Annotated in this window: 27 protein-coding genes and 3 pseudogenes; 21 read left to right on the forward strand and 9 right to left on the reverse strand. The window is 66.0% G+C overall.

Features of this window, described 5'->3' with window-relative positions; translation table 11 throughout:
• The 5 genes from GO592_RS43040 to GO592_RS43060 all read right to left on the reverse strand — a co-directional run bounded on the left by GO592_RS43040 (nucleotide 1) and on the right by GO592_RS43060 (nucleotide 4,813).
• The gene (locus GO592_RS43040; RefSeq protein ID WP_007298144.1) at nucleotides 1-480 is read right to left on the reverse strand and encodes a cupin domain-containing protein; all 480 of its coding nucleotides are present in this window, start codon (nucleotides 478-480) and stop codon (nucleotides 1-3) included.
• Nucleotides 481-490: 10 nt separating this feature from the next.
• Complete coding sequence (locus GO592_RS43045; protein WP_007298143.1) at nucleotides 491-1,255, reverse strand: SDR family oxidoreductase; 765 nt, start codon at nucleotides 1,253-1,255, stop codon at nucleotides 491-493.
• The gene (locus GO592_RS43050; RefSeq protein ID WP_007298142.1) at nucleotides 1,252-2,748 is read right to left on the reverse strand and encodes a 4-hydroxyphenylacetate 3-hydroxylase family protein; all 1,497 of its coding nucleotides are present in this window, start codon (nucleotides 2,746-2,748) and stop codon (nucleotides 1,252-1,254) included. Before GO592_RS43050 ends, GO592_RS43045 begins: the two co-directional genes overlap by 4 nt.
• Nucleotides 2,745-3,605 (reverse strand): alpha/beta fold hydrolase, encoded by an 861-nt coding sequence (locus tag GO592_RS43055; RefSeq protein WP_007298141.1) that lies wholly within the window; start codon nucleotides 3,603-3,605, stop codon nucleotides 2,745-2,747. The genes GO592_RS43050 and GO592_RS43055 overlap by 4 nt, the downstream gene beginning before the upstream one ends.
• A gap of 572 nt (nucleotides 3,606-4,177) precedes the next feature.
• Nucleotides 4,178-4,813 carry a GntR family transcriptional regulator gene (locus GO592_RS43060; protein ID WP_007298140.1) on the reverse strand — a complete coding sequence of 212 codons (636 nt, stop codon included), beginning with the start codon at nucleotides 4,811-4,813 and terminating at the stop codon, nucleotides 4,178-4,180.
• 438 nt (nucleotides 4,814-5,251) lie between these two features.
• Between GO592_RS43060 and GO592_RS43065 the strand changes: the two genes are divergently transcribed.
• From GO592_RS43065 to GO592_RS45670, 5 genes and pseudogenes are all read left to right on the forward strand, one after another.
• A complete protein-coding gene (locus tag GO592_RS43065) occupies nucleotides 5,252-5,764 on the forward strand; it encodes a flavin reductase family protein (RefSeq protein ID WP_007298139.1) in 513 nt (170 codons plus the stop codon).
• Nucleotides 5,765-5,818: 54 nt separating this feature from the next.
• A complete protein-coding gene (locus tag GO592_RS43070; protein WP_007298138.1) occupies nucleotides 5,819-6,781 on the forward strand; it encodes a 3-carboxyethylcatechol 2,3-dioxygenase in 963 nt (320 codons plus the stop codon).
• Nucleotides 6,782-7,229: 448 nt separating this feature from the next.
• The gene (locus GO592_RS45665; RefSeq protein WP_007298137.1) at nucleotides 7,230-7,442 is read left to right on the forward strand and encodes a hypothetical protein; all 213 of its coding nucleotides are present in this window, start codon (nucleotides 7,230-7,232) and stop codon (nucleotides 7,440-7,442) included.
• Nucleotides 7,424-8,209: pseudogene (gene dmpG, locus GO592_RS43080) on the forward strand (4-hydroxy-2-oxovalerate aldolase); the annotation flags it as partial. The gene GO592_RS45665 and the pseudogene dmpG, both read left to right, overlap by 19 nt.
• Nucleotides 8,210-8,368: 159 nt before the next feature.
• A pseudogene (locus GO592_RS45670) lies at nucleotides 8,369-8,731 on the forward strand (hypothetical protein); the annotation flags it as partial.
• Between the two features lie 24 nt (nucleotides 8,732-8,755).
• Here the strand turns inward: GO592_RS45670 and GO592_RS43085 are convergent.
• Both GO592_RS43085 and GO592_RS43090 read right to left on the reverse strand, forming a co-directional pair.
• Complete coding sequence (locus GO592_RS43085) at nucleotides 8,756-10,561, reverse strand: FAD-binding protein (RefSeq protein ID WP_007298134.1); 1,806 nt, start codon at nucleotides 10,559-10,561, stop codon at nucleotides 8,756-8,758.
• Nucleotides 10,558-10,818, reverse strand: a complete 261-nt coding sequence (locus tag GO592_RS43090; protein WP_007298133.1) for a rubredoxin — start codon at nucleotides 10,816-10,818, stop codon at nucleotides 10,558-10,560. Before GO592_RS43090 ends, GO592_RS43085 begins: the two co-directional genes overlap by 4 nt.
• A gap of 476 nt (nucleotides 10,819-11,294) precedes the next feature.
• On the opposite strand from GO592_RS43090, the gene GO592_RS43095 reads away from it, so the two are divergent.
• Together GO592_RS43095 and GO592_RS43100 are read left to right on the forward strand one after the other, a co-directional pair.
• Complete coding sequence (locus tag GO592_RS43095) at nucleotides 11,295-11,984, forward strand: GntR family transcriptional regulator (RefSeq protein WP_007298132.1); 690 nt, start codon at nucleotides 11,295-11,297, stop codon at nucleotides 11,982-11,984.
• The gene (locus tag GO592_RS43100) at nucleotides 11,981-12,652 is read left to right on the forward strand and encodes a V4R domain-containing protein (RefSeq protein WP_007298131.1); all 672 of its coding nucleotides are present in this window, start codon (nucleotides 11,981-11,983) and stop codon (nucleotides 12,650-12,652) included. The genes GO592_RS43095 and GO592_RS43100 overlap by 4 nt, the downstream gene beginning before the upstream one ends.
• 470 nt (nucleotides 12,653-13,122) lie before the next feature.
• Here GO592_RS43100 and GO592_RS43105 read toward each other — a convergent pair whose 3' ends face one another.
• The gene (locus GO592_RS43105; protein WP_007298130.1) at nucleotides 13,123-13,518 is read right to left on the reverse strand and encodes an SCP2 sterol-binding domain-containing protein; all 396 of its coding nucleotides are present in this window, start codon (nucleotides 13,516-13,518) and stop codon (nucleotides 13,123-13,125) included.
• A 229-nt stretch (nucleotides 13,519-13,747) separates the two neighbouring features.
• On the opposite strand from GO592_RS43105, the gene GO592_RS43110 reads away from it, so the two are divergent.
• From GO592_RS43110 to GO592_RS43175, 14 genes and pseudogenes are all read left to right on the forward strand, one after another.
• Nucleotides 13,748-15,154 carry a Rieske 2Fe-2S domain-containing protein gene (locus tag GO592_RS43110; RefSeq protein WP_007298129.1) on the forward strand — a complete coding sequence of 469 codons (1,407 nt, stop codon included), beginning with the start codon at nucleotides 13,748-13,750 and terminating at the stop codon, nucleotides 15,152-15,154.
• Between the two features lie 3 nt (nucleotides 15,155-15,157).
• On the forward strand, nucleotides 15,158-15,676 hold the full coding sequence (locus tag GO592_RS43115) for an aromatic-ring-hydroxylating dioxygenase subunit beta (RefSeq protein ID WP_007298128.1): 519 nt from the start codon (nucleotides 15,158-15,160) through the stop codon (nucleotides 15,674-15,676).
• 13 nt (nucleotides 15,677-15,689) lie between these two features.
• Nucleotides 15,690-15,962 carry a hypothetical protein gene (locus GO592_RS43120; RefSeq protein WP_005253629.1) on the forward strand — a complete coding sequence of 91 codons (273 nt, stop codon included), beginning with the start codon at nucleotides 15,690-15,692 and terminating at the stop codon, nucleotides 15,960-15,962.
• Nucleotides 15,963-15,967: 5 nt separating this feature from the next.
• Nucleotides 15,968-16,783 (forward strand): 3-(cis-5,6-dihydroxycyclohexa-1,3-dien-1-yl)propanoate dehydrogenase, encoded by an 816-nt coding sequence (hcaB, locus tag GO592_RS43125; protein WP_007298127.1) that lies wholly within the window; start codon nucleotides 15,968-15,970, stop codon nucleotides 16,781-16,783.
• A gap of 220 nt (nucleotides 16,784-17,003) precedes the next feature.
• Nucleotides 17,004-17,990 (forward strand): dihydrodipicolinate synthase family protein, encoded by a 987-nt coding sequence (locus GO592_RS43130; RefSeq protein ID WP_007298126.1) that lies wholly within the window; start codon nucleotides 17,004-17,006, stop codon nucleotides 17,988-17,990.
• A 122-nt stretch (nucleotides 17,991-18,112) separates the two neighbouring features.
• Nucleotides 18,113-18,289, forward strand: coding sequence for a hypothetical protein (locus tag GO592_RS43135; RefSeq protein WP_007298125.1), 177 nt, complete (start codon nucleotides 18,113-18,115; stop codon nucleotides 18,287-18,289).
• A 263-nt stretch (nucleotides 18,290-18,552) separates the two neighbouring features.
• On the forward strand, nucleotides 18,553-18,966 hold the full coding sequence (locus tag GO592_RS43140; RefSeq protein ID WP_005253633.1) for an SCP2 sterol-binding domain-containing protein: 414 nt from the start codon (nucleotides 18,553-18,555) through the stop codon (nucleotides 18,964-18,966).
• Nucleotides 18,967-19,072: 106 nt separating this feature from the next.
• Nucleotides 19,073-19,528: a hypothetical protein gene (locus tag GO592_RS43145; protein WP_005570098.1), complete on the forward strand. Its 456-nt coding sequence runs from the start codon at nucleotides 19,073-19,075 to the stop codon at nucleotides 19,526-19,528.
• Complete coding sequence (locus GO592_RS43150; RefSeq protein ID WP_007298123.1) at nucleotides 19,525-20,178, forward strand: hypothetical protein; 654 nt, start codon at nucleotides 19,525-19,527, stop codon at nucleotides 20,176-20,178. Before GO592_RS43145 ends, GO592_RS43150 begins: the two co-directional genes overlap by 4 nt.
• A gap of 10 nt (nucleotides 20,179-20,188) precedes the next feature.
• Nucleotides 20,189-20,722, forward strand: coding sequence for a hypothetical protein (locus GO592_RS43155; RefSeq protein WP_007298122.1), 534 nt, complete (start codon nucleotides 20,189-20,191; stop codon nucleotides 20,720-20,722).
• A gap of 48 nt (nucleotides 20,723-20,770) precedes the next feature.
• Entirely contained in the window at nucleotides 20,771-21,478 is a 708-nt protein-coding gene (locus GO592_RS43160) for a hypothetical protein (RefSeq protein ID WP_039951640.1), read from the forward strand.
• Nucleotides 21,475-22,122, forward strand: coding sequence for a hypothetical protein (locus tag GO592_RS43165; RefSeq protein ID WP_007298120.1), 648 nt, complete (start codon nucleotides 21,475-21,477; stop codon nucleotides 22,120-22,122). Before GO592_RS43160 ends, GO592_RS43165 begins: the two co-directional genes overlap by 4 nt.
• 52 nt (nucleotides 22,123-22,174) lie before the next feature.
• Nucleotides 22,175-22,699 (forward strand): hypothetical protein, encoded by a 525-nt coding sequence (locus tag GO592_RS43170; RefSeq protein ID WP_007298119.1) that lies wholly within the window; start codon nucleotides 22,175-22,177, stop codon nucleotides 22,697-22,699.
• A gap of 142 nt (nucleotides 22,700-22,841) precedes the next feature.
• Nucleotides 22,842-23,488, forward strand: a pseudogene (locus tag GO592_RS43175) (integrase); the annotation flags it as partial.
• 39 nt (nucleotides 23,489-23,527) lie between these two features.
• On the opposite strand, the gene GO592_RS43180 reads toward GO592_RS43175, so the two are convergent.
• Nucleotides 23,528-24,259, reverse strand: a complete 732-nt coding sequence (locus GO592_RS43180; RefSeq protein WP_007298117.1) for a GntR family transcriptional regulator — start codon at nucleotides 24,257-24,259, stop codon at nucleotides 23,528-23,530.
• Between the last annotated feature and the right edge of the window lie 34 nt (nucleotides 24,260-24,293).

Genomic DNA, 24,293 nt, shown 5'->3' on the forward strand with positions numbered 1-24,293 from the left:
TCAACTCCTGTCGATGTTGTCGTGGTAGGGGATGTTTCCGGCGCTCTCCCGCCGGTTGATGCCGAGGCTGTCGAGCATCCGCGAGTTCTCTACGAGGATCATTCGGACGTTCGTCGTGCCGTCGTTGTAGTGCCGGTGCCAGACCCAGGGCGGGGTGTAGACGAAGTCCCCTGCCGTCCAGCGCAGGGTCTTCCCGCCGATCTCGGAGTAGCCGCTGCCGTCAACGACGCAGTGCACGGATTCGTGCAAGTGCCGCTGAAGGTCGGTCGCGGTTCCGGCCGGAATCTCCTGGAGGTAGAACTCCATGGACTTCGCCGGCACGTCCGCGAGTACCCCGACCCGGCAGGGGTTGCCGGTGATCTCCTCCTCGAGCCAGCGCGCGCTGTCCGGGCCGGTGACCAGGCCGTCCGGCAGCGAACGCTCCGGGTCGAAATCCTTCATGTCGTGCAGCTTTTCCATCCACACGTCGAAATTCGTCATTCTTTCCGCCTTAGATCGAGGTCATTCCGCCATCGACGACGTGCGTCGACCCGGTCTGGAAGCTGGCGCGCTCCGAGCAGAGATAGGCCACGAGCTCACCGACCTCCTCCGGACGCCCCCAGCGGCCGACGGGGAGCTCGGCGGCGAGCTGCCGCCGCTCTGTTTCCTCCACTGAGGTACCCGCCGACGTGGCGGCCGCCGCCACCAACGCCCTCCGCCGCGCGGTATCGACGTGCGCCGGGGCGATGACGTGGGTAGTGATCCCGTTCGGCGCAACCTCACCCGCGAGGGACCGAGCCAGCGCCGCCACGCCGGCACGCATCACGTTGGACGTGTGCAGGCGGGGCAGTGGCCGCACCACACCAACCGAGGTGAGGTAGATCAGCCGACCCCACTCCGAGGCCAACATGCCCGGCAGGACCGCGTTGGTCAGCGAGATGGCACTGTCGAGGATCAACCGGTAGGCCGACTCCCAGTCCGCTTGTGCGAGTTCGGTGGCCGGAGCGGCCCGCGAGCCGCCGGTGTTGGAGACGAGGATGTCCACACCGCCGAGAGTGTCGAGGGCAGACCGGACCGCGCCGGTGGCGGCGCCGGGCATGGTGAAGTCCGCGATCGCCCAGCCCGCCGCCCCGAGGTCCCGGGCGACGTCGGCCGTGTGCGGTCGGGTTCCGGTGATGAAGACTTCCGCGCCGCCCGCCCGCAGCGATGCCGCGACGGCGGCACCGATCCCGCTCGACCCGGCGGTCACCAGCGCCCGCTTGCCCGTGACGGTCATGCCGCGGCGCCCCCATCGGTGCGGTCCGGCTCTGCGGAGCCGGCGGTCCGTGCGTGTTCGGCCGAGGTGGCCAGCAGGCCGTCGATCAGTCCCAGCGGTTCCGTCCAGTCGTACTGGTTGAACTGGGTGTTGATGCGCAGGAACATCGGATCGCCGGCGTAGAAGCGTTCATAGAGTTCATGGCGTCCGCCGAAGGCGGAGACCGCCAGATCCGCTGCCACCTTGAAGACGGAAATGCGTTCGACGCTGCTGTTGTCGGGGCCGCGGTAGAACTTGGCCAGGTCCGACGCGATGGGGGAGTCGAACGCACTGACGTCGGCTGGCTGATAGAGCAGTCCGCCGGCGAGGATCTGTTGGAGGATCTCGCGCACCCGTGGATACCAGCGGTTTCCGGAGTTGCGGATGGCGTACAGCGGCCGGAGGTCGGGGAAGAGGACACCGTCCTGGTTGGGCGTGGCGCCGGCCTCGGATGCGAGGATCGCGGCCCTTGTCAGTTCGATGTAGGTGCTGATCTCCCCGAGGGCGTCCCGGACCTGCGGGAACTGGTCCGTCTTGACGACCTCGGTGGCCCGCTTCGCCAGCCCGGCGACGAACTGCAGCTTCGCCATCAGGCGGACCGAGGTCTGGGCTCCGGTGAAAGCGTTGGAGTTGATCTCCCAGATCCGGTTGACCCGCTCGTAGTCCTGGTTGATGAAGACCCGGTCCCAGGGCACGAGCACGTCGTCGAAGACGACCACCGCGTCCATCTCGTCGAACCGGCTCGACAGCGGCTGGTCGAACGCGTTGCCGCCGCCGAACGGCTCCCGGCAGATCAGCCGCACGCCGGGTGCGTCGGTCGGGATGGCGAAGGCGATGGCGTAGGGCTTCTCCTCCGGGGCGAACTTGCGCAGCGAGAACGGCCAGACGAGGATCTCGTCGGAGTAGGGTGCGGCCGTCGCCAGCATCTTTGCGCCGCTGACGATCAGGCCCTCCGCGGTCTGCTCCTTGACCCCGAGATAGGTGTAGGGGTCGGGCTGCCGTGACGCCGGCTTGGACCGGTCCACAGGCGGGTCCGCGATCGCGTGGGACAGGAACAGGTCGTTGTCCCGCACGTGCCGGAAGTAGTCGCGTACCTTGTCGGCGTTGTCGCCGAAGAAGTCGGCATTGGCGTTCCAGGCCATCAGCATGGCGCTCACGAAATCCGTGGTGCGACCCATCATGCCCAGGGTGGAATCCGCCCACTTCTTGTGCATGGCGTGTCGTTGCTCCAGGTCCTCGCGGGAGCGCGGCTCGAGGAACTGCACTCCGACCGGGCCGTCGCCGTCGGCGGGTTCGAAGAGCATGTCCTCGTTGCCGTCCTCGAACTGGAGGTCGTACAGGCGGGCGATCTCGGCGGCGGCACCGGCCGTGGCCGGGTGCCCGACGACATCGACGATCTTCTCGGATCCCACCCACAACTCGGGACTGTGCGTGCGCAACCTCTCGAGGTACGCTCCGCCGTTTCGTGCGGTCATGACTTTCCTTTCAAGAATCGAATGTGTGCCTCGTTGAACTCGTCCGGTTTCTCCCACTGCGGCCAATGCCCGGCCCCCTCGATGACTTCCAGTCGACTTCCCGAGATGAGTGTTTCGAGCAGGGAGGCCTCTTCGACGGCGGCGGTCGGGTCGTGGTCGGTCCACAGCAGCAAGGTCGGGGCGAGGATGCGGTCACACCATGCCGGTGACCACACGAAGGGGCGCCGGTACTCCCAGTCCTGCACCGCAAGGATGTTGGCCATCGCCGTCTCGAAGCCGGACTGGGAATAGATCCGCAGCCGCAGGCCCACGAGTTCGTCGGTGACCAGGGACGTGTCGTGGAAGAGCCACTCGACCCTGGCTCGCACGGTCTGCGGGCTGGCCTCACGAACCGCCTTCATGCTCGATTCCTTCAGGCCGGCCATAACCTCGGGCTTGTTGGTGATGTTCCCGGGTGTGTTGAGGACCATCCCGCGGACGCGAGTGGGGTGGTGCGCGGCCGTCCAGGCCGCGACCCAGCCGCCAAGGGACTCGCCCGAGAGGTCGGCCCGGTCGATGGACAGCGCGTCCATCAACGCCACGAGATGATCGCTGAGATAGTCGATGGTGTACGGCCGGTCGGGCTTGTCCGAGTAACCGTGCCCGGGCATGTCGTACAGGACCAGATGGAAATCCTTGGCCAGATCCCGCACGTTGCGCGCGTACGCCTCCAGGTGCCCGCCCGTCCCGTGCACCAGGATCAGGCTCGGTCCGCTCCCGGCCTCCACGACCCGCGTGGCGACTCCGTCGACATCGACCGTTCGTTGAACCAGGTCGACACCCGCGAGGTCTCCCCAGATGCTCACATGCTCTTCCACGGCAATCCTTCCTGTTGCAGCCGGCTCGGCGGCAGTCATGCCGCCTCGATACATTTCGCCGGCCGGATGCCTATCCCCGGTACCTGACTGATATCCGACCAGTGACTGCGATCACACGTAACATGCTGGCATACTAAGATCTCAATGACAAGATGCTGTTTTTCCGCCGCAGTGTCGCGTGGAGCCGCCAGGCGGATGCGGTGACCGACATAGCGATGCCCCAAACATGCTGGTGCAGAGAGCGGAGCGGCTCCGTGCCCTGCCCCGGCTCGGTGTCCGCGGGCGGATGCGGCGCACGGGGCAGTGTGCGCGCTACTCGCGTCCTGCTCTCGAAACGATCTACGCGGTCGCCTCAGAGATCATCGCCGTCGATCTCCCCGTGTTCGCCCTGACGGGCACGCGCCATTGGGGCCGGATTCAACTCACGGGGCGGGGACGCCGCTCGGGTCGGTCTTTCTCGGGCACCCCGGAGCCTGATGGCGCTTCGCCGCCCGGCTACGGCTGGGCCGCGGGCTTACACCCTGTCGAGGGTGACCCGCTGCCTCGCCTGCCGGGACGTGACCGGCGAGTGGCTAGATGTGAACGCCCATCCAGAATCGCGAGAGATGCCCTTCCATGAGCTCTCGCGCAAGCCCTGGTTCCCGGCGCGAGATCGCCCCTGCAATGTCGGAGTGTTCACTCTGAGATCTGCGCAGGTCCGTGCTGACTCGGTTCTTCTGGATGTAAAAATCGCTCAGATCCCAGGCGTGTTTGGCGAGCTCGGTCAGTCGCTGGTTGCCGCTGGCTGCCAGCACGGCGGAGTGGAAGTCGCGGTTCGCGGCCGCGAAGGCCGCCGCATCGTCCGCCTCGGCTGGGCCGGCGCAGCGGCCAAGTGCAGCATCGATGTCGGCCAGTTGCACCTCGGTGGCGTTGAGGGCTGCCAGCTTGGCGCCCGCACCTTCGAGGATTCCGGCCAGGGCGAAATGCTCACGGACCCTGTCTTCGTCGGGGATGATCACCCGGCACCCCACCTGGGGGATGATGGAAATGAATCCCTCGGACGCCAGCCGCATCGCAGCGTCCATGACCGGCCGGCGGCTCACGCCGAACTCCTGAGCGAGTTCGTAGGTGCTCAGGACCTCCCCGAACTGATAATGCCCTTGCATCAGCCGGGTGCGGAGGGCGTCGTAGATCTGGTCCGTCTTGCTCCCCGACGCGGTCATGGTCATGGAACATCCAGCCTCTCGACGATCACTGCACGGGACCAAACCGATGAGGATTGACCCTGTTAGATTCTAGTATTTCAATACCATATCTCGCTCGAGAATACGGCTCAAACGATCTTACTCGAGGCGCTCGATGATGCGGTCCGACCGAGCGCGGCGACGGAACAGATGGCGCCCAGAGGGATCCATCAAAACGCCCTCTGGGCTATGTGAATGCGGCCGACCGTGGGGCTGCCTTACCGGCGGTCGACGACGACGTAGATCGCCGGTGGACTGGAACAGCTATCCGGTCGCCTTTGACGGAGAGGCTTGTCAGGTCGATCACACACCCCTAAGCTGACATACTAAGATCTCAGTACGAGAGGCGGAGCAATGAGCACATCGACGACTACCGGCCCGGACGCGGCGCCCCCTGTGGAACCCCGGCGTTTCCGTAATGTCATGGGGCGCTTCACCACCGGAGTGACGATCATCGGTACCAAACACGCCGATGGCATCCACGCCATGACCGCCAACGGATTCATGTCGGTGTCTTTGGACCCCGCTCTGGCGATGGTGTCCATTGCTACCAAGGCGAAGATGCACGAGATGCTGCTCGCCAGTGGCCGCTACGGCGTGAGCTTTCTCGGTGCCGACCAGGAAACCGTTAGCCGGCACTTCAGCGGGCGCCCCGACCTCCTTCCAGATTTCAGCTTCGACGAGATCGCCGGTGCCCCCCTGGTACGGGGCGCCCTGGCTCGCATCAGTGTCGAGGTGGTCGACGCCCACCGCGCCGGGGACCACACCCTCTTCATCGGGAAGGTCCACCATTTGGACGACACCCCGGGCGACCCACTCGTTTTCTACTCCGGCGGCTACCGACACCTACTGCGCGCAGCGCACGACACCGAATACTCCGACGCCTGGTCCGGCTTCTGCCTCGAACCGACCGGCCCGCTCACCCTCGCCAGCTGAGTGCTGGCCCGCCGCTGAGGCGAAGACCATATTGTTCACCGAAGGGAACCAATAATGACGCTCGCGCTAGTCTGCACGTCACACAGTCCGCTGCTGGAGTTCAACGACCCCCCGCCCGAGGTCCGCACAGAGGTGGACAGGGCCTTCGCGCAGGCCCGGAAGTTCATCGAAGACTACGACCCCGACCTCGTCGTTTCCTTCGCCCCCGATCACTACAACGGGTTCTTCTACAAGCTCATGCCGTCATTTTGCATCGGCTTCGAGGCTTCGGGCGTGGGTGACTTCGGCAGCTCCGCCGGCCGGCTCGACGTGCCCTCGGCGCTTGCCGAGCAGATGGCGCAGTCGGTGCTGGACCAGGGCGTGGACATTGCAGTCTCCCTGGCGATGGAAGTCGACCACGGTGCGGTCCAGCCCTTGGAAATCCTGCTCGGGGGCATCGCGACGAAGCCGGTGATCCCGATCTTTGTCAATTCCGTGGCGGAACCGTTCGCGCCCATGAAGCGAATCCGCCTGCTCGGCGAGGCCGTGGGCACATTCCTGAAGAATTTCGACGGGAACGTTCTGCTCCTCGGGTCCGGTGGTCTGTCCCACGACCCGCCGGTACCGCGGCTCGAGGCAGCGACCGGGGAACAAAGGAAGATGTTGCTGGGTGGCCGCCACCCCACCGCCGCGGCGCGAGCGGTCCGCCAGCAGCGGGTTATCGACACCGCCAAGGCCTTCACCAGGGGTGAGGCCGGCATCATGGACCTCGCCCCGGAGTGGGACCGGCAACTTCTTGACATCCTGGCCTCCGGGGAGCTGGAACGGCTCGATGCGTGGACCGCCAAGGAGATGGCCGCCACGGCAGGCAACTCCGCCCACGAAGTGCGCACCTGGGTCGCGGCCCACAATGCCCTGAAAGCGGCCGCCGGCCAGTACACGGTGACCTCCGAGTACTACCGGCCCATTCCCGAGTACATCGCCGGGTTCGCCGTGACCACGGCCGTACCCGTTCACACGACCGCCGGCCTCACGTAAACAGCGGTCACTGCCGGAACGGTGCGCGCTTGAATGACGCCGACACGCCGGAACACCATCGACCAGGCGCAGCCAGCCGACCTCGGCGCTCTCGCCGCGATCTCCTCGCTGCCGCAAGCAGGCGTATCCCGATCTCCCCGCTCTCCGAACGCTGTCCGGGCTGACCATCGACGGGGCCTACCTGGATCCAGACCAGCTTGCGCGCTCACCTGCTCGGCTCGGGCAGCGTGCTGCGCGGGCACAAAGTGGGGCTGACCTCGCAGGTGATGCAGCGTCAGCTCGGGGTCGACCAGCCGGACTTCGGATTCCTGCTCGACGAGATGATCGTCGAGTCCGATCGGTGCGTTCCTGCGGACCGATTCATCACCCCACGTGTGGAACCCGAGGAGGCATTCATCCTCCAGCATCCTCCAGGAGGATCGTGCGGGCCCGGGCCTCACCATCGAGGATGCTGCAGCCGCCGTGGGCCGGATCCGGCGGACTGGCCCGGGCTACCCGTCTCGGAGTGCCCGCTACCGCTGCCGGTGTCGACGGTCTCATCGGCATGCCCGGCTTCGAAGACATCGACATCGTCTTCGACGTCACCTCAGCTGTAGCGCACATCGCGAACGCAGAAAGACTCGCCGGGTACGGGAATAAGCTGTCACGACGGCGCGGCTGACCACACTGTTGCTGCCTGGTATCGGAACATCGACGATCTGAAGCTCGTGCATTCACTCGGCGTGAGATCGGTCCGCGTCGCCAGACACGCCACCGAGGCGGACGTCTCCGCGCAGCACATCAGCGCGGCACGAGAATTGGGCATGGTCGTTTCCGGGTTTCTGATGATGAGCCACAGGGCGTCACCGACGCACCTCGCCGAGCAAGCCAAGCTGATGGAAGCCTACGGCGTGCACTGCGTGTACATCACCGACTCGGGTGGCCGTCTGACCATGAACGACATACGAGCGCGGATGCGCGCCTACCGAGAGGTCCTCGATCCCGAGACGGAGATCGGAATCCACGCACACCAGAATCTGACACTGTCCGTGGCTAACTCCGTGGTTGCGGTCGAGGAAGGAGCTGCCAGGGTCGACGCATCCCTGGCCGGGCAAGGAGTTCGAAGCGGGCAACACCCCCATCGAAGCGTTCATCGCCGTCGCAGACCTGACCGGATGGAAGCACACCGGCGACCTGTTCAAGTTGCAGGACACGGCTGACGACATCGTCCGGCCGCTGCAGGACCGTCCGGTGCAAGTGGGCAGGGAGACACTCACTTTGGGCTACTCGGGCGTTTACTGCAGCTTCCTCCGGCACGCGGAGCGTGCGGCCACCACCTACGTACTCGACACCCGCGAAATCCTCGTCGAGGTCGGGCGGCGCGGACTCGTCGGCGGTGAAGAAGACATGATCGTCGACATCGCACTCGACCTCTCGGCCTGGACCTAACGGGGCTTCGCCCGCCCGACGAGTCGTGTGATGGCGGCTGCGCTCAGGGGCACCGGCGGGTCGGGGTGGTGACCCTGGTCGTAGTGGCGATCTGGGTGTATGAATCGTCGTAGCGGTTGGTGGGCCTACTGGCCGCCCGACCCACCGGAGCCCACCATCACCGAGAAAAGCCGCGACGCCGACGGTCGGAGCTATCCGTGGATCGTCAGGTCCACCGGCATGGTCAACCACTACTACTTCTACTGCGTCGCCGCCGACTTCGGCCCGTTCTTCCTCGAGTTCTGCTCGTCCTTCCCCTGCAACGCCAAACTCTGTATCAACGGCCGCCACTGGGCCCAGCGTCAGGCCGCGAGGGCCGGGCTCGGGTTCACCGCACTTGCACTCGACAACGCGTTCGCCGCGGTCGACGACCCGGCCGCGCTGCAGGCGATCTGCGACCGGCTCACCGGGGCACGGCTCGACGCGCTGCTGCGCAAGTGGCTGGCGATGCTGCCCGATCCGTTCACCGGCGCCGACCGGGACGGTGAGCCAGTTCCGGAGGAGGGATTAGTGCACCGCCGCGACAAGCTCCAACAGATCACCAAGTACCGGTTCGATATCCGCGGTGACGACTGCGTCGGCGAGGCCGGACAGTTCGTCGAGCTTGGCGTCGGGGTCCACCACGACGATCTGCCCGGCTCCGGTCACCGCACGGAGGGTCCCGGGGTCGTGTCTCCCCAGGCCCAGATAGATCGAGGGGGCGATCGTGCGGGCGAGTGGCCCGATCTCGATCTGCCGCGGTGCGTCGCCCGCGGCCACCGCCGCTGGGGTGGCCGCCACCGCGCCGCCAGTCGCCTGAGCCAACCGCTCGGCCGCCCGGCGCGTCGCCGCGTCGAGCCCGGGGCCCAGGCCGATGACCACCCGCGCCGCTGTCAGATGGGGAGCGTCGGGATTCTCGACGCGCCGCTCGATCGGCGTGCACCGGTCGTCGGCGGCCTTGGCGGCCGGCTCGAGGACCTCGACCTGCGGATCGCCCTCGTCTCGGACGGCGGCGACCGGGAAGGATCCGGGGCGCAGTGTGCCCATCGATGGGGTGGTGTGCGCGATGACAGGCGCGAGCACGCTCCCCGCGAGCGCCGGCTTGAGCCAGAGCAGGTCCGGGTCGTCGCTGTCCGCGCCGCGTACCTCGAGCGCGACGAAATCCCCGGTGAGCCCGAGGCCCAACCGGGCCGCGACGCGCGGCGCGTAGTCGCGCCCCCGGGCGCTGAACGGGGCGATCACCGCGAACGGCGAGCCGGCGATGATCGCCGCACTGAGGGCGCTCGTGAACGGCTCCGTGGCGTACTCCTCGAGCCCGGCGTCACCGAGCACGATCACCCGGTCCGCCCCGTGCGCGTGCAGGACGCGCGGCGCGTCGCTGCTGTGCGCACCGGGGAGGACGGCAACGGTCGTGGAGTGCAGCTCGGCAGCGATCGAGCGGGCGCAGGCGAGGGCCTCGAGGCTGGTGGGGTGCAGCCCGCCACCCGGCAGCGGCTCGGCGACCGCCCAGATCTCCCGCGCCGGGGATGCCGGACCGGCAGCGTAGGTCGCGGGCCAGAGGTCCTCGCGGGCCGCCGCGAACGCGGCGGCCAGCATGCTGGCGGCGGCGGGGGCGTCGGCGCCGTGCTCCGTGGAGCGCATGCTGCGGCCGGGACGGATCTCGACGACGAAGGTCGGCGAGCCGCGGGTCCCGAAGTCGCGGGGCCCTCCTCCGAGATCATCGGCGGTGACCGTCTCGATGGCCGTGGCGTCGGCGGCGTCGACGACCCAGGGCGGCTCGATTCCACGTCCGACCGACACCAACGCCGGCAGCTCGATGGCCCAGTCCTCCGTGCCGACGTCGGTTTCCACCTCGGCCCGGAGGCGACCGTCGTCGCCGGTGTGCAGCGCCACGACTTGCGTGAGTTGCGGCAGCCCGGCCAGTTCGGCGACCTGCGGCCCGACCTGTGCGGTGGCGCCGTCAAGCGTCCAGCGGCCGGTGAGGACGAGGTCCGGCGCTTCACGTTCGACGAGCCGGGTGATCGCGCGCGCCGTCGCCAGCGTGTCGGCGCCAGCGAAACGCCGGTCGAGAAGATGGACGGCGCGGTCGGCGCCTCGGCGGAGTGCGTCGACGAGGGTGGCCTGGGCGGCGGGCGGCCCCATGGTGACGACGGCCACCTCCCAGCCGAGCGCGTCGCGAAGCGACAGCGCGTGCGCGAGAGCACACAGATCGGCGGGGTTGGTGATCGCGGCGCCGGAATCGCGGCGAATGCGCTTGGTGCGTTCGTCGAAGGCGACCACCCCCGGGGCGGGTACCTGCTTGAGGCAGACGAGGACGCGGCCGGAAGTGCTCATCCCTGCTCTCCCGTCACGAGGTCTTCGCTCACATCCTGGTATTCCTCGCCCGGCCTGAGCTTCCGGAATTCCTTCTTGCGCGCCCCACAGACCGGACAGACCCAGTCGTCGGGGATGTCCTGGAAGGCAGTTCCCGGGGGGATGCCACCGTCCGGGTCACCCAGCTGGGGGTCGTACACGTCTTCACAGACCTCGCAGATCCAGAGCTCGGTTGCCGGGTCCGCCTGTGTCTCGTCCGTCGCGATCAGAATCTTCATGAACCCTCCACGGTGCGTTTGATACTAGTATGCTAGCGCGCTATTGGACATAGTGGAAGGCGGTTTGCCACAGACCTCCCCATCGGTGGACACGGCTGGTCCACGGATCGGGGGTGGGGACTCGGCAGGCATCGTGCGGCGGTGCCGGCGGGCGCACGGATGCTTGCTCGCGGACGTCGATCACCCGGGGGGCCCTCGATCACCTGGCCTCGGCGAGATCACACCCCGCCACGCACCCTCGGCTCGGTTGTCCGTAGCGGCGCGGCCTATCGAAGAAGCGTTGCAGAGCTTGATGTTCCGGCGCGTGTTCCGTTCATGGTGTCGGCCAAGCCGTCGGCATGGGTTCGGGTAATCCACCACACCGCAGTGGCATCAACCGTACCCAACTAGCGTAGTAACATTCTAGTCGGATCGGCTGCGCGTCCACCGGTGCAATACACTGGAGTGAATCGATCACTTCGCACACCTAGGATCCCATGGTCAGTCAGCGCCTCAATCGAAGCGGTCAAGCGTATGAGCAGCTCACCGCGGAGATCCTCCGCGGTCGCTGGCAGCCGGGCGACACGCTCTCGACTTACGCTCTGTCCGAGGAGCTGCAGATCAGTCGCACGCCGGTGTCCGAGGCCCTCAAGCGGCTGGAGTCAGAGGGACTCGTGGAGATCATCCCCCAGGTCGGGTGTCGGGTTGTTCGGCCGAGTTCCACGACCGTCACCGAGCTGTTCGCGATACGTGGCGTGCTCGAGGGCCTTGCCGCCGAGGTGGCCGCCAAAGCGATGAGCGCCAAGCAGCTCGCTGAGCTCGGTGGCGTGCTCGAGCGGATGGAAGCGGCCATTGATCATGGGGACGAAGTGGCCTACGGTGACCTCAACTACGAGTTCCACCTGAAGATCATCGAGGGTAGCGGCATGCCGCGGCTCATCCAGACCGTCGAGGGCGTGTGGTCACTGCTGCGCTATCAGCTTGCGCGGCTTCCGTTCACGGGCGACCAGATGGGGGAGTCGATGACGGAATCCAGAACCGAGCATCGGGCCATCTTCGAGGCGCTCGAGCGACGTACCGCCAAGCGTGCCCGGACCCTCGCAGAGCAGCACACCCGTCGGTGCGGCGACCGCTTCGTCGTCTACCTGGAGGGTGCCGCCCCGCAGCGAGGAGGAGAGAAGCCATGACACAGCTGTCGGCATTGATCGCTCGTGCCCTCGACGACATGTGTGAGTACCAGGAGCGCTTCACGCGCGACCCGGGCCATGCCCAGGTGTCGCTCGCCGGCGTTCCACACGCCCTGGTCCCGACCCACGTCGTGGCCAGCGACCTGCCGCGCGAGCTGGTCGAGATCCTCGGTGCCGAGCTGGCACCCGCGGTGATGTACCGGTTCGGTCGTCTCATCGGGCTCAGCCACGCGGCGGCGTTCTTCGCGGACCGCAAGATCGGCATGACCGAACCGCAGTATCGCGTGCTTACCGGCCCGTTTCACTTCGCATGGGCGGGCTACGGAGACGTGCAACTGCTGCTATGGGAGCCCAAGCTCGACGAGGACTTCCTCGTGCTGTGGGAGTCGGACAACTCGTTCAGTGCGCGGGAGGTGCTGAACGACGGGCACCGCGGCCGGGCCTGCCATCTCCAGGCGGGATACGCCGCGGGCTGGGCCTCGGAGGCGACAGGGCTCCCAATCGATGTGCAAGAGATCGCCTGTCGGGCAGAGGGTGTGTCGTACTGCCGCTTCGCGATGGCCCACCGCGATCGTGTGTCGCTGTGGATGCGCGATCCGCGCCTGCACCGCCCGACCAAGCAGTACAAAGTGATGCCGGCCAGTATGCCCCGCGCCGCGTCCGTCTGACGACGCGTCGGCAAGGTCGCCGGCTGACGAGCGGCGACCCCCCTTGCGCGCGCCGCAGTTCTTGCGAGCCCTGGGTACTGGCGCTGACCACACGCCTTTCACCCTGACGCAGCAGCGTCCAACCGCGGCGCGCGCCAGGGAAAGACGAACGATGTGGGCAGCCGACGAGCACGGGCACGCGCTACGCCACGAGAGGTCCGCACGGCCCGCCCGTCGCTTCAGGTTGGAATGATCAAGGGCGGCAGCGGGTCCCAATCTCGCTGCGGCAGGGCGAGGAAACGCGCCCTCGGCATCATCGGTGGAGTGCCGTCCGTACACGACCCGCGCATGTCCAATGCTGATGATGTGACCAAGCCCAGGGCGGCGTCCCGGTCGCACGTCGACCGGGACGGTCCTCATCTGTTGTTCCGCGGCGGCGTCGGATGCTCGATGCAGGGCGGACATTCACCCTCGTGCGCGAGGCTTTCCGGTTACACCGACCAGTCGGTGCCGTCGATCTGGCCCATCATCTTCATCGCTGCTTCCAGGGAGGGAAGGTTCGCCATAGCGACCGCCATGGGGCCGCGGAACTTGACCTCGCGGGTGACCATCGCCTTGGCTGCCGGGAGTTCGCCCAGGCCGAGGCGCTGCCAGGTGTCCGTATTGGCTGTCAGCACGAACTCGGGCTTGACGCCGTCAGCCGGGGCGCCCGCCCGGACGACCTCGCCGAGAACCACCTGGATCTGACCTGCGCGGCTCTCGTCCTCGGCGAGTCGGTACTCGATGACCATGCTCAGTTTCTTGAGTCCCTGGCGTGTCGCCTCGGTGTTGTTCCACAGCTCGCCATATGTCTGCATCCACTCGGGTGAAAGGACGGGTGTTGTCATGTTGCGCTCTCCTTGTTGGTGGCCCACGACACACAATCCGGTCGTCGGTGACCTGCGACACAAAATTATGTTGACCGATGTGAGCAAAGATACTAACATGTTAGAACGTCAGTCAAGTGGCTGGCTTTGCGCGGGATCGAATTAGCTTCGCAGGCTCGCACTTTCAGGGTTCGTAGGCCCGCACTTCCAGAAGGAGAAAGAGAATGTCTGACTCGAGAAAGCCGAAAGCATGCTGAGCAACGAACTCCGGCAGACCCTCCAGAAGGGTTTGCACGACGTGAAGTCCGACTGGACCGTCCCCGCCTCGATCATCAACGATCCCGAGGTGCACGACGTCGAGCGCGAGCGGGTCTTCGGTCACGCGTGGGTCTTTCTCGCGCACGAGAGTGAGATCCCCGAGCGCGGCGATTACGTCGTGCGGTACATCTCCGAGGATCAGTTCATCGTCTGCCGCGACGAGGACGGCGAAATCCGCGGGCACCTCAACGCTTGCCGCCACCGCGGTATGCAGGTGTGCCGCGCGGAGATGGGGAACGCCTCGCACTTCCGGTGCCCGTACCACGGCTGGACCTACAGCAACACGGGAAGTCTGGTCGGCGTGCCGGCCGGCAAGGACGCGTACGGCAATCAGCTGAAGAAGTCCGACTGGAACCTGCGGCCGATGCCGAACCTGGCCACCTACAAGGGCCTGATCTTCGGCTCGCTGGACCCGAACGCCGATTCGCTGGAGGACTACCTCGGCGATATGAAGTTCTACCTCGATATTGTTCTGGACCGCAGTGACGCCGGGCTGCAGGTCGTCGGCGCCCCGCAGCGGTGGGTGGTCGACGCGAACTGGAAGCTCGGCGCAGACAACTTCGTCGGCGACGCCTACCACACCATGATGACCCACCGCTCGATGGTCGAGCTGGGGCTCGCCCCGCCCGACCCGCAGTTCGCGCTCTACGGAGAGCACGTCCACACCGAGCACGGTCACGGCCTGGGCATCATCGGTCCGCCGCCGGGTATGCCGCTGCCGGAGTTCATGGGCATGCCGGAGAACATCGTCGAGGAATTGGGGCGTCGGCTCACGCCGGAGCAGGTCGAGATCTTCCGGCCCAATGCCTTCATCCATGGCACCGTGTTCCCGAATCTGTCGATCGGCAACTTCCTGATGGCCAAGGATCACCTCTCCCCGCCGACGCCGTTCCTGACGCTGCGCCTGTGGCACCCGCTCGGACCGGACAAGATGGAGGTGATGTCGTTCTTCCTCGTCGAAAAGGAGGCGCCCGACTGGTTCAAGGACGAGAGCTACAAGGCCTACCTGCGCACCTTCGGGATCTCCGGCGCCTTCGAACAGGACGACGCCGAGAACTGGCGCAGTATCACCCGTGTTCTGGGTGGTCAGTTCGCCAAGACAGGGGAGCTCAACTACCAGATGGGGCGCGGCGTTCTCGAGCCCGACCCGAACTGGCCCGGACCCGGGGAGGCCTACCCGCTGGACTACGCCGAGGCCAACCAGCGCAACTTCCTCGAATACTGGATGCAGCTCATGCTCGCGGACACACCGCTGCACGCCGGCAACAGCAACAGCAACGGCAAGGCGGAGACGTCGGCGCCGGCCGCCCCCAAGACCCCAGCGAAAGCGGAGGCGTAGGCCATGAGTACGCAGACACAGATCTCGGACACCACCGTCCGTGAGATCACCGAATGGCTCTACATGGAGGCCGGGCTGCTCGACGCCGGTAAGTACCGGGAATGGCTGGACCTCGTCGCCGAGGACCTGAGCTACATTGTGCCCCTGAGGGTCACCCGGGAGCGTGAGGCCGTGACCGACGTCGTCGAGGGAATGGCCCACATGGACGACGACGCGGACTCGATGGAGATGCGGGTGCTGCGCCTCGAGACCGAGTACGCGTGGGCAGAGGACCCGCCGTCGCGCTCACGGCACTTCGTCACCAACGTTCAAGTCGCGCCGGGCGATAGCGAGGACGAGTTCGAGGTCACCTCGAACCTGCTGCTCTACCGCACCCGCGGTGACGTTGCTACCTACGACGTCCTCTCGGGCGAGCGTAAGGACGTGCTCCGGCGCGCGGGCGACGGCTTCCGTCTCGCCAAACGTGTTGTGCTGCTTGATCAGACCACGATAATGACACACAACCTCGCCCTGATCATGTGACGGAGGAGCCTACATGAGCATCATCCACAACGACCGCGGAGAACCGATAATCCAGATCGCCAACGAGTTCACGGTGATCCAGGTCGGCTACACCCGCACCGGCAGTGGTGAGCGTCTCGTCATCACCTCGCCGCGCCTCGGATTCCAGACCCATCTGGATCCGCTGCAACTCGAGAGCCTCACCTGGCAGACGCCGGACATGTACTCGGCGCTGCTCGACACGCCCTACGGACCGGGCTCGGAACTCAAAGCGAGCCCCCTGTCGGCTCTATTCAGAAAGGACTGATTCCCTTGGGATTCCTGGACGGCAAGGTGGCGCTCGTCACCGGCGGCGGATCGGGTATCGGCCGCGCTGTGGTCGAGCTCTACGTGCAACAGGGTGCAAAAGTGGGGATCCTCGAGATCTCCCCGGAGAAGGTGAAGGACCTGCGTAACGCACTGCCCGTCGACGCCGTCGTGGTGACGGAAGGCGACGCCACGTCGATGGCCGACAACGAACGCGCCGTCGCCGACGTCGTGGACGCGTTCGGGCCGCTCACCACGCTCGTCTGCGTCGTCGGCGTATTCGACTACTTCACCGAGATTCCGCAACTGCCCAAGGACAAGATCAGCGAGGCGTTCGATCAACTCTTCGGCGTCAACGTCAAGAGCAACCTGCTCAGCGTGAAGGCGGCGCTCGACGAGCTGATCGAGAACGAGGGCGACATCATCCTCACCCTCTCCAACGCTGCGTTCTACCCCGGTGGCGGCGGCCCGCTGTATGTGTCGTCGAAGTTCGCCGTCCGCGGCCTCGTGACCGAGCTCGCGTACGAGCTGGCGCCGAAGGTGCGCGTCAACGGCGTGGCACCAGGCGGCACCATCACCGAGCTGCGCGGCATCCCCGCTCTGGCCAACGAGGGCCAACGTCTCAAGGACGTGCCGGACATCGAGGGTTTGATCGAGGGCATCAATCCGCTGGGCATCGTCGCCCAGCCTGAGGATCACTCATGGGCATACGCGCTTCTCGCCTCGCGGGAGCGTACCCCGGCGGTGACCGGCACCATCATCAACAGCGACGGCGGTCTCGGGGTCCGCGGTATGACGCGGATGGCGGGTCTCGCGCCGTGAGGGTCGGCGCGTGGGCGGGCCACTCCTCCCACGCGCCGTGACGGGTTCGGACGTCCACCAGCCCGGTGACGGTCCCCGCCGTCGGGCTGGTGTCCGCTGCGATCATTCCTGCCCAGCCCGGCCGTTCCTGACCTTCAGCGGCCACCGTGGAGGGGCGCGTCCCGAACCGTTAGGACGTCAACGACGACATTGGAAACGACACCTTCACATCGGAGATGGCATGGCACAGAAGTTCGGAGTCAATGACCTGCGCGGCGTCGTCGCGGTCACGCCGACCCCGGCCCTCCCCGGCGCGGGGGAGCTCACCGGGCGCGACACGGTCGACCTCGAGGAGACGGACCGGATGATCCGGCGGCTGATCGCCGACGGCGTCGACGGCATCATCACCAACGGCACGCTCGGCGAGATGGCAACCCTGACCCTCACCGAGTGGCAGGCATTCACACGGCGCGTGTCCGAAGTCGTGTCCGAGGTCGCCCCCGACCTGCCGCTGTTCATCGGGGCGACCACACTGAACACCCGTGACACCGTCGACCGGATCCGCTTCCTGGAAGGTCTCGGGATCCAGGGGGTGTTCCTCGGTCGTCCGATGTGGGGCGGACTCGGCGCCGACACGATGGCCGCCTTCTACCGCGATATCGCCGACACGTTCCCCGACATGGCGATCGTGCTCTACGACAACCCTGAAGCATTCAAAGGGCCGATCCCATCACCGGTCTACGCCGAGCTCGCCACGCTGCCCCAGGTCATCGGCGCGAAATACATTGCGGTCACCCCGAAATTCGCGGTGGACATCGCCGCGGTCGACGGCAAGATGCGGCTGCTGCCGCTCGAAAGCGACTGGCTGGCGACCCACACCCTCTACCCGGACGAGGCGCTTGGTTGCTGGAGCAGCAGCGCGTTGTGCGGCCCGGAGCCCGTGCTCGCCCTCCGGGACGCACTCGCGTCCGGAAACCTCGATGAGGCGCGACATCTGACCCATCGGATCGACTGGACCTACGAGCCGTTCCTCGCCCGTACCAACTTCCCCGAGTTCTCCAAGTACAACGTCACCCTGGAGAAGCTCCGCTTCGACGAGGCTGGCTACATCAACGCCGGGCCCGCCCGTCCCCCATTTCTGACAGCACCCGAGGCCTATGCCGAGGGGGCGCGCGAAAACGGACGTCGGTGGCGCCGTCTCGTCGACGAAATCACCACCACGAACTAGCGGCCCGTGCTAGAGGTTCTTTAATGGTACGCCTGGTCCAGCTTCCCCCAGCAGATACCGCGTTCGCGACGTAACCGATGCCTCGACTCGGGACCTCGCCGAAAGCCTGGAAGGTTCGATAGATGCCCGTACTCATCCTTCATGCTGCGATCGCATGCGCCAGACTGCTGACGCCCCGCCGTTTCACGGAGACGATCCAACGCATGCTCACGAATATCGCGGTCGCGCAGGCCACTACGAGATGGGTGGCCATGGCTGCGAGCGAACAGCAGGAGGGCCCTGTGTCCATCGTCGATTGAGAGATAGACCTTCCGAGTTCGAACAGCACGACCCAGTACGCCGACCACTGCCTGGATCGCGACAATTGGTCGGCGATGCTCAAGCTGGACGGAGAAGGTCGAGGCCGTGATGCCTCCGCTGGTATGAACGGTCTCAGGGTGATTGAACGGTGGGTCCAGGGAGGCGCTGTGTCCCCTTCGGTGGCACGGCAGGTCCGCACAATCCGCGCAGCACGACCAGCGTAATTGCCGCGCTGGCCATCAAGGACAAGGAGATTGGATCGATGACCGACAAGCTGAAGCTCTTCTCACAGGAGTGGTGTGACGCAGCACTCGACGCGGTCAATGCCAACGATGCGGTGTACGAGGGTTTCAAGGATCCTGACACGTTCACCAACAAGTTGGAATTCGGCGTCATCGGCCGGGACGATGTCGCCTGCCATCTCGAATTCAAAGAGGGCAAGGTCGTCTCGTTTACGCCGCGGACGTTCGACGAGAGTGAGCTGTGGCTGATCATCAACGGCAGCCTCGAGACCTGGCAGGCCGCCGCCGCGGGTAAGGAAGAAGGCGGAAAGCTGCTGATGAAGGGGCAGATCAAGTTCGCCAAGGGCCCGATGTCCGCGGCGATCGAGAACGCGGGAGCACTCAACAACTTCCTGCTTACCTGGGGTCAGGTCCCCACCGACTGGGACGTCTGATCCCACGAAACTCTCGCACGGGGCACGCGCCCGACCCCTCATCCGGGTGAGTCGTCCGTGCAGGACCGCACGAAACGCCGTCACCCTGCTCTGAAAGGCCCACCTCATGACTACTGTTGAATCCGGCACGTACCCAGTCAGTTTGTTCGATGGTGAGGACGCGAATGGCGTCGCCAACATCGTCGGGATGCTGCTCGGGCAGAACCTCGAGAACTTTCCGTCGCGAATCAAGTTCGCACGCAAGATCGCTCGACCGGTCTCCATTATCAGCACGGACACCGACAGCGCCTGCACAATCGTGTTCGGCACCGACGAGGCGGTCGTCTACAACGACGTCGTCGGGAAACCAGCCGTGACCGTCATCGCCACCGTCGATCAGATCCTGGATGTGTCACAGTTGCCGATGAAGGCCGGCGGGCTCATCCCGGTGGGCTTCTTCACCGGCCGGGGCATGACGGTGCTCGGGGAAATCTTGAAGCACAAGCTCGTCGTGAAGGGTCTGCTCACCCACACCGTGACCGCGCTGCGCACCATTGCGTTGGTCTCGGTGATCGAACCATGACCTCGCTCTCGGGCCGCAGCCGCCCGGCCAGTCACGCCTCCGAGGACCGGACGATGCAGTTCGAATTGCCCTATGCGGACGACGACGTCGTGCAGGGCGGGGGACCGCCTCGGGCGTCGAAGGCCACGAACATCGTCAGAGGGTTGCTCCTGCTCGCCCTGATCCCGGTCTCGGTGTTCTACCTGGGCCCGCGGATCTACAACCTGACCGCCACCCCCTACCGCCTGGACCAGGCGGTGGTATCCGCCGGCAACTACAACCCTGCGCTGGACAAGATCGTCGAGCACGAGAAGGTGACCCTGTCCGCGTTCGCGTCGCTGGAGAAGATGAAGACCGCGCTCGCGAGTGTTCTCATCACCGATGCGACCGTCACTACCGAGCTCCATACCTTGACCGGTCAGATCAGCGGCGATGTGCAGGCGACGCTCGATCAGGCCGGCGCGAACGTGACCGACCTCGTCGCCTCCCTCGACACTCTGACAACGCACATCAACTCGTTGCAGCCTCCCGTCGACGGCGCTACCGCGGCCCTCGCGGCCGACAGCGCCACGTTGGGGGCAATCCTCGACGACGCCCGTTCGACAGCGGCGAAGGTGCACGATGCCCGGGTCTCCGCGGAGGAATCCGCGAACGACCTGTCAGGAAAATAGGAGAAGTTCTGTGATTTTCTTCGGACGCCGCGGCGGTCCCGCCCGGATGGTTCTGGCGATCGTGGCGGTCGGTGTACTCGGCCTGCTCACGTTCGTGGTGTTCAACCTGAACACCCGCCTCGACAACCAGCAGCGCGCCAACGTGACGAGCATCGCCGCTTCCCAGGACATCGTCGACGTCAACGACAAAGTGACCGGCCAACTCCGGCAACTGACCGAGCTCACCCACACGGCACAGACCGCGCTCGATGCCACCTCCGCGCTCGGTCCACTGCTGACGAAGTTGGATGAGGCGATCGCCCCGGCGGCGGCGATGCTGGCCAGCAGCACCTCGGGTGCCCAGATGACCAACGATCAGCTCACCAACATCCAGTCCATCCTCGGCGAGGTCCAGAACACCGTGCTCCCGTTGGTGTCCTCCGCGGAAGCGTTCGGGGAGCAAGGCAACCAGCTGCTGGTGATCGTGCAGGGGCTGGTGAGTGACCTGAGGGTCTCGGTCGAGGCGGCGAAAACGATCAACCAGATGCTTCCACTTCCCGGCTGAGCACCCTTTCACCGTCGACGATCCGACACTACTTCCACTGGACGTGATATGCAGCAGCGCAACGATTTACCTCCCGACGCCTTCCCACCCCGAGGCCTGACCAGATATCAGCGATTCGATGTGCCCGCGGCGGCGCTGCCCTACCGGAAAGGCACCAAGCCGCATCGGCCGGATGTGCTGGTGCCCGCGATCCCCGACGCGACCGGGTTCTCGGTGGCAACCGAGTGGCTGGGCCGCCTCGCCGCGGTCATCGCCGTCGTCCTGTTCGCACTGGTGGTGGCCTCCATCCACAAGGGGCTGCAGGTGCAACACAGCGCGCGCACCGTCGTGGACAACTTCCGCCTCACCAACGACTTCTTCGCCCAACGCGCGGACCTGACCGCGCCCGCCACCGCCCGCAAACAACTCGACGAACTGACAGGAGTCTTGACCCAGCTCAACATTGCGACCGCGACCGACGTCGACCACCTCGACGCCCTCCTGCCGAACGCGCGCACGTTGCTCGCCGCCGGCCAAGGTGACACACAGATCGCCGGCCAGCTCGAGGGGGTCGCCACCACATTGCAGGGCTCGGCGGCCTCCCTGCACCAGATATCGGCAGGCGCGAACACGACCGTGACCGGCGTCGACAACGAACTCACCCAGGCACTCGACCTGGTGAACCAGCTCAACGCGGAACTCACCCGCACGACGAACAAGCTCGCGCTCGTTCCCGCCACCGACGCCTTCATTCCTGCCCCCGGAGGGAACCGATGATCACCAAAAAGTTGTGGACCGCGATCGTACTCGTGCTGGGTGCGGGGTCGGCGGTCGTTCTGTGCGCCCTCAACGGGTTCTTTCCCGCGCTGCGTGATGTGAGCGATCCGCTGGGGCGGCCGTCGAAACTCAGTCTCGAGCTGATCGATTCCGCAGGCCAATTCGACACCCTGACCGGGATTCTCGTCCCCAAGCACGCGCGTCTGGCCTCCGACATCCAGACCCTGACGCCGCTCGCGAACGATCTCGAAGGACTCACCGACAAGGCCAGCGAACTCTCCGGTCAAGCCAAGACACTGAACGCCTCCACCGGTACCGTCAGCGAGATCGCGGCGCCTCTGCCCGACCTCATCGTGAAGGTGACCGGTCGTGCCGACACCGCGAGCCCGACGGTGGCCGGATTGTCCACTGCGGTGGGATCGGTGACCACCCAGCTGGAGGCGATCAACCACGGACTGACCACCGTCCAGGGATCCCTCGGTGCGCTCGGCCCGAAAGCCTCCGCCATCTCTGCGACCCTCGCAATCGTTCGGGAAGAGGCCGCACACGTGCAGGAGTTCGGCCCCCTCCTCGCGGTAATCGGCCCCCCGGTCAATGACCTGAACCTCCCCGCCCTTGGTGTCGCACCCGCACCGCCCTCATGACCGCCCGCACCGGCTTGTGGCCGACCACTGAGCGAGTGAAAGGTAGAACTTGATGTTTCGGCTCTCCTGGGCGATCGCCCTGTCCTTTACCATTGCGGTTCTCGCTGGCATTCTGATCGTGACGCGCGATCTGAGTATCTCGAACGACATCTTCAAAGAAGGAGTGGTACAAGCGAAGATCGTCGATGGCACCACCGACCAGGCACTGGACGGTGCGCAGCAGTTGCCCCCCGCTGATCAGGCCCTCCACGAGGGTTTACCCCAGGTGGTGGGGGTACTCGACTCCCTCGCCAGAGCCGACCAGACTCTGGGTTCGCTCGGTGATCACTTGCAGTCTCTGGGGGACGCCTTGAAGTCCGCGGACGCCCCGCTCGGCGGGATCATCGATGCCGGCCAGTCCGCGACCGATCAGGCGAACGCGGCGGCCGCCCCGGCCGCGGACATCGTGAACACCCTGACCGCGGCCGATACGAAGGTTCAAGCCTTGGGCCCGTTGCTCGACCAATCACTCGCCCTCAGCCAGACGATCGACTCGAAACTGCGCATCGCGCTCCCCCTGCCGAAAGTAGGAAACTGAGGTCCGACGATCCGATACGCAGTCCGAGAGGTCGCGCTCACCGGCTTCTGCGGTAGGCATCCCCGGTGAAGCGAGTGTGCGCCCCTCTCCCGTGCTCGTCGCGCAGGAGCGCATCCTCGAATCAATACGCTCACAACCTATTCCGCGGGCGCCGCTGCTGGGCGACGACATCGTCACCATCGTCTCCGCGGTCCGGCGGGCTGTTACCGGCTGGGCGGCCGAGGTGTACGAGCGGCGTGACAGTGCCCTGATTTTGGTGGGGTTCGAAGGCGCCTTCTGGCGCAGCGAACTCGTCGCCCTGAACTGCGGCGACATCAGCGTGCACCGGCTCGACGGTATCGACATCCGCCTGCGCCAATCGAAGACCGACCAGGAGGGCGCCGGAGCGGTCAAGGCGCTGCCGTTCACCACCTCGCGCCCCAGTGGCCCACCGTGCGCACACTTCCGGTGGGCGCAGGTCGGGCCGCCTTCGACACCGCCAACCGTCCCGGGGTGATCCGGTTGCTGCGCACCGCACCGCCGTTCGACAACCAAGTCTGCCGCGGCGCGCTGCCGCGGATGAGGGCCCGGTCGCCGTTGTTCCGGTCGATCCGCAAGAATGGCAGCCTCGGGGGCACCGCCCTGTCCGGGCGTCGGTGCATGCGGCAATCCGCCGCCGCGCCGCCCAGGCCGGGTACGACGAGAACATCGTCGCCCAACTCGGTGGGCACTCGCTGCGGGCCGGGTTTCGTCACCCAGGCCTTCCGCACCGGCGCCGCCGCGCACGCGATCATGCGCCAGACCGGGCACGGTCGCGGGACGGTAGGCCCCGTCTGGGGACGGCTACCGTCAGGAATTGACGGTAGCCCAGATCTCTTCCGTGGACAGGCCCGGGTCGCCAACGCTGCGGATAGATTGTGTCACCAGCAGTCTTCCTGTGTTCTCCAGATGTGCCCGCATTGCCGCCTCTGCCTCGACTGGATTGCCGGCGATGATGGCATCGATGATGGGTGCATGCTCGTCGTCGATGTCGGTGAGTGTTCTGGTCTTGTCGGCGGTATTGGCCCCGAGCAGCCGGGTGGTCTCGCGAAGGGTCTTGACGATCGCGCGGGCTCGGGCGTTGTCGGCGGCGTCGAGAATCAGGTCGTGAAGCCCGAGATCATGATGGGCGAACTCGTGTTCGTCGCCGCCGGCGGCGGCGTCCTGCATCAGGCGTCGTTGCCGCTGCAGTGCATCCGAGAGCGTGGGGTCGGCCACGGCTGCGGCCTTGCGGACCGCGGGTAGTTCCAGGGCCAACCGGACTGCGAAGATCTCCGCGATCTCCTTCGGCTGGGGGAGAAGAATGCGGAAGCCCTGGCGTGCTTCGAACTTGATGACTCCCACTTCTTCCAGGCGCAGCAAAGCGTCCCGCACCGGGGTTCGGGAGATGCCCAGACCCTCGGCGAGTTGGTAGACCGAGTACTTCACTCCCGGTTTCATGCGGCCGTCGTCGATGGCCGCCCGCACCGCCGCGATCGCCTGCTCCATCCGTCGTCCCGCGAACGGGGTGAGCGGTTCGAGTTCGAGCGCTTCGTCTGCCACCCGATCACTGTAACAACACGGGGCTGTTCGTAGC

Origin of the sequence: Rhodococcus sp. 21391, from assembly GCF_016772255.1 — a bacterium.
GTDB lineage: Bacteria > Actinomycetota > Actinomycetes > Mycobacteriales > Mycobacteriaceae > Rhodococcus_F > Rhodococcus_F opacus.

What these genes read in the sequence shown, in the direction of transcription:
- GO592_RS43040 (WP_007298144.1), bottom strand. Translation starts at nt 480, where the DNA reads ATGACGAATTTCGACGTGTGGATGGAAAAGCTGCACGACATGAAGGAT.
- GO592_RS43045 (WP_007298143.1), bottom strand. Translation starts at nt 1,255, where the DNA reads ATGACCGTCACGGGCAAGCGGGCGCTGGTGACCGCCGGGTCGAGCGGG.
- GO592_RS43050 (WP_007298142.1), bottom strand. Translation starts at nt 2,748, where the DNA reads ATGACCGCACGAAACGGCGGAGCGTACCTCGAGAGGTTGCGCACGCAC.
- GO592_RS43060 (WP_007298140.1), bottom strand. Translation starts at nt 4,813, where the DNA reads ATGACCATGACCGCGTCGGGGAGCAAGACGGACCAGATCTACGACGCC.
- GO592_RS43065 (WP_007298139.1), top strand. Translation starts at nt 5,252, where the DNA reads ATGGGGCGCTTCACCACCGGAGTGACGATCATCGGTACCAAACACGCC.
- GO592_RS43070 (WP_007298138.1), top strand. Translation starts at nt 5,819, where the DNA reads ATGACGCTCGCGCTAGTCTGCACGTCACACAGTCCGCTGCTGGAGTTC.
- GO592_RS45665 (WP_007298137.1), top strand. Translation starts at nt 7,230, where the DNA reads ATGCTGCAGCCGCCGTGGGCCGGATCCGGCGGACTGGCCCGGGCTACC.
- GO592_RS43085 (WP_007298134.1), bottom strand. Translation starts at nt 10,561, where the DNA reads ATGAGCACTTCCGGCCGCGTCCTCGTCTGCCTCAAGCAGGTACCCGCC.
- GO592_RS43090 (WP_007298133.1), bottom strand. Translation starts at nt 10,818, where the DNA reads ATGAAGATTCTGATCGCGACGGACGAGACACAGGCGGACCCGGCAACC.
- GO592_RS43095 (WP_007298132.1), top strand. Translation starts at nt 11,295, where the DNA reads ATGGTCAGTCAGCGCCTCAATCGAAGCGGTCAAGCGTATGAGCAGCTC.
- GO592_RS43100 (WP_007298131.1), top strand. Translation starts at nt 11,981, where the DNA reads ATGACACAGCTGTCGGCATTGATCGCTCGTGCCCTCGACGACATGTGT.
- GO592_RS43105 (WP_007298130.1), bottom strand. Translation starts at nt 13,518, where the DNA reads ATGACAACACCCGTCCTTTCACCCGAGTGGATGCAGACATATGGCGAG.
- GO592_RS43110 (WP_007298129.1), top strand. Translation starts at nt 13,748, where the DNA reads ATGCTGAGCAACGAACTCCGGCAGACCCTCCAGAAGGGTTTGCACGAC.
- GO592_RS43115 (WP_007298128.1), top strand. Translation starts at nt 15,158, where the DNA reads ATGAGTACGCAGACACAGATCTCGGACACCACCGTCCGTGAGATCACC.
- GO592_RS43120 (WP_005253629.1), top strand. Translation starts at nt 15,690, where the DNA reads ATGAGCATCATCCACAACGACCGCGGAGAACCGATAATCCAGATCGCC.
- GO592_RS43130 (WP_007298126.1), top strand. Translation starts at nt 17,004, where the DNA reads ATGGCACAGAAGTTCGGAGTCAATGACCTGCGCGGCGTCGTCGCGGTC.
- GO592_RS43135 (WP_007298125.1), top strand. Translation starts at nt 18,113, where the DNA reads ATGCCCGTACTCATCCTTCATGCTGCGATCGCATGCGCCAGACTGCTG.
- GO592_RS43140 (WP_005253633.1), top strand. Translation starts at nt 18,553, where the DNA reads ATGACCGACAAGCTGAAGCTCTTCTCACAGGAGTGGTGTGACGCAGCA.
- GO592_RS43145 (WP_005570098.1), top strand. Translation starts at nt 19,073, where the DNA reads ATGACTACTGTTGAATCCGGCACGTACCCAGTCAGTTTGTTCGATGGT.
- GO592_RS43150 (WP_007298123.1), top strand. Translation starts at nt 19,525, where the DNA reads ATGACCTCGCTCTCGGGCCGCAGCCGCCCGGCCAGTCACGCCTCCGAG.
- GO592_RS43160 (WP_039951640.1), top strand. Translation starts at nt 20,771, where the DNA reads ATGCAGCAGCGCAACGATTTACCTCCCGACGCCTTCCCACCCCGAGGC.
- GO592_RS43165 (WP_007298120.1), top strand. Translation starts at nt 21,475, where the DNA reads ATGATCACCAAAAAGTTGTGGACCGCGATCGTACTCGTGCTGGGTGCG.
- GO592_RS43170 (WP_007298119.1), top strand. Translation starts at nt 22,175, where the DNA reads ATGTTTCGGCTCTCCTGGGCGATCGCCCTGTCCTTTACCATTGCGGTT.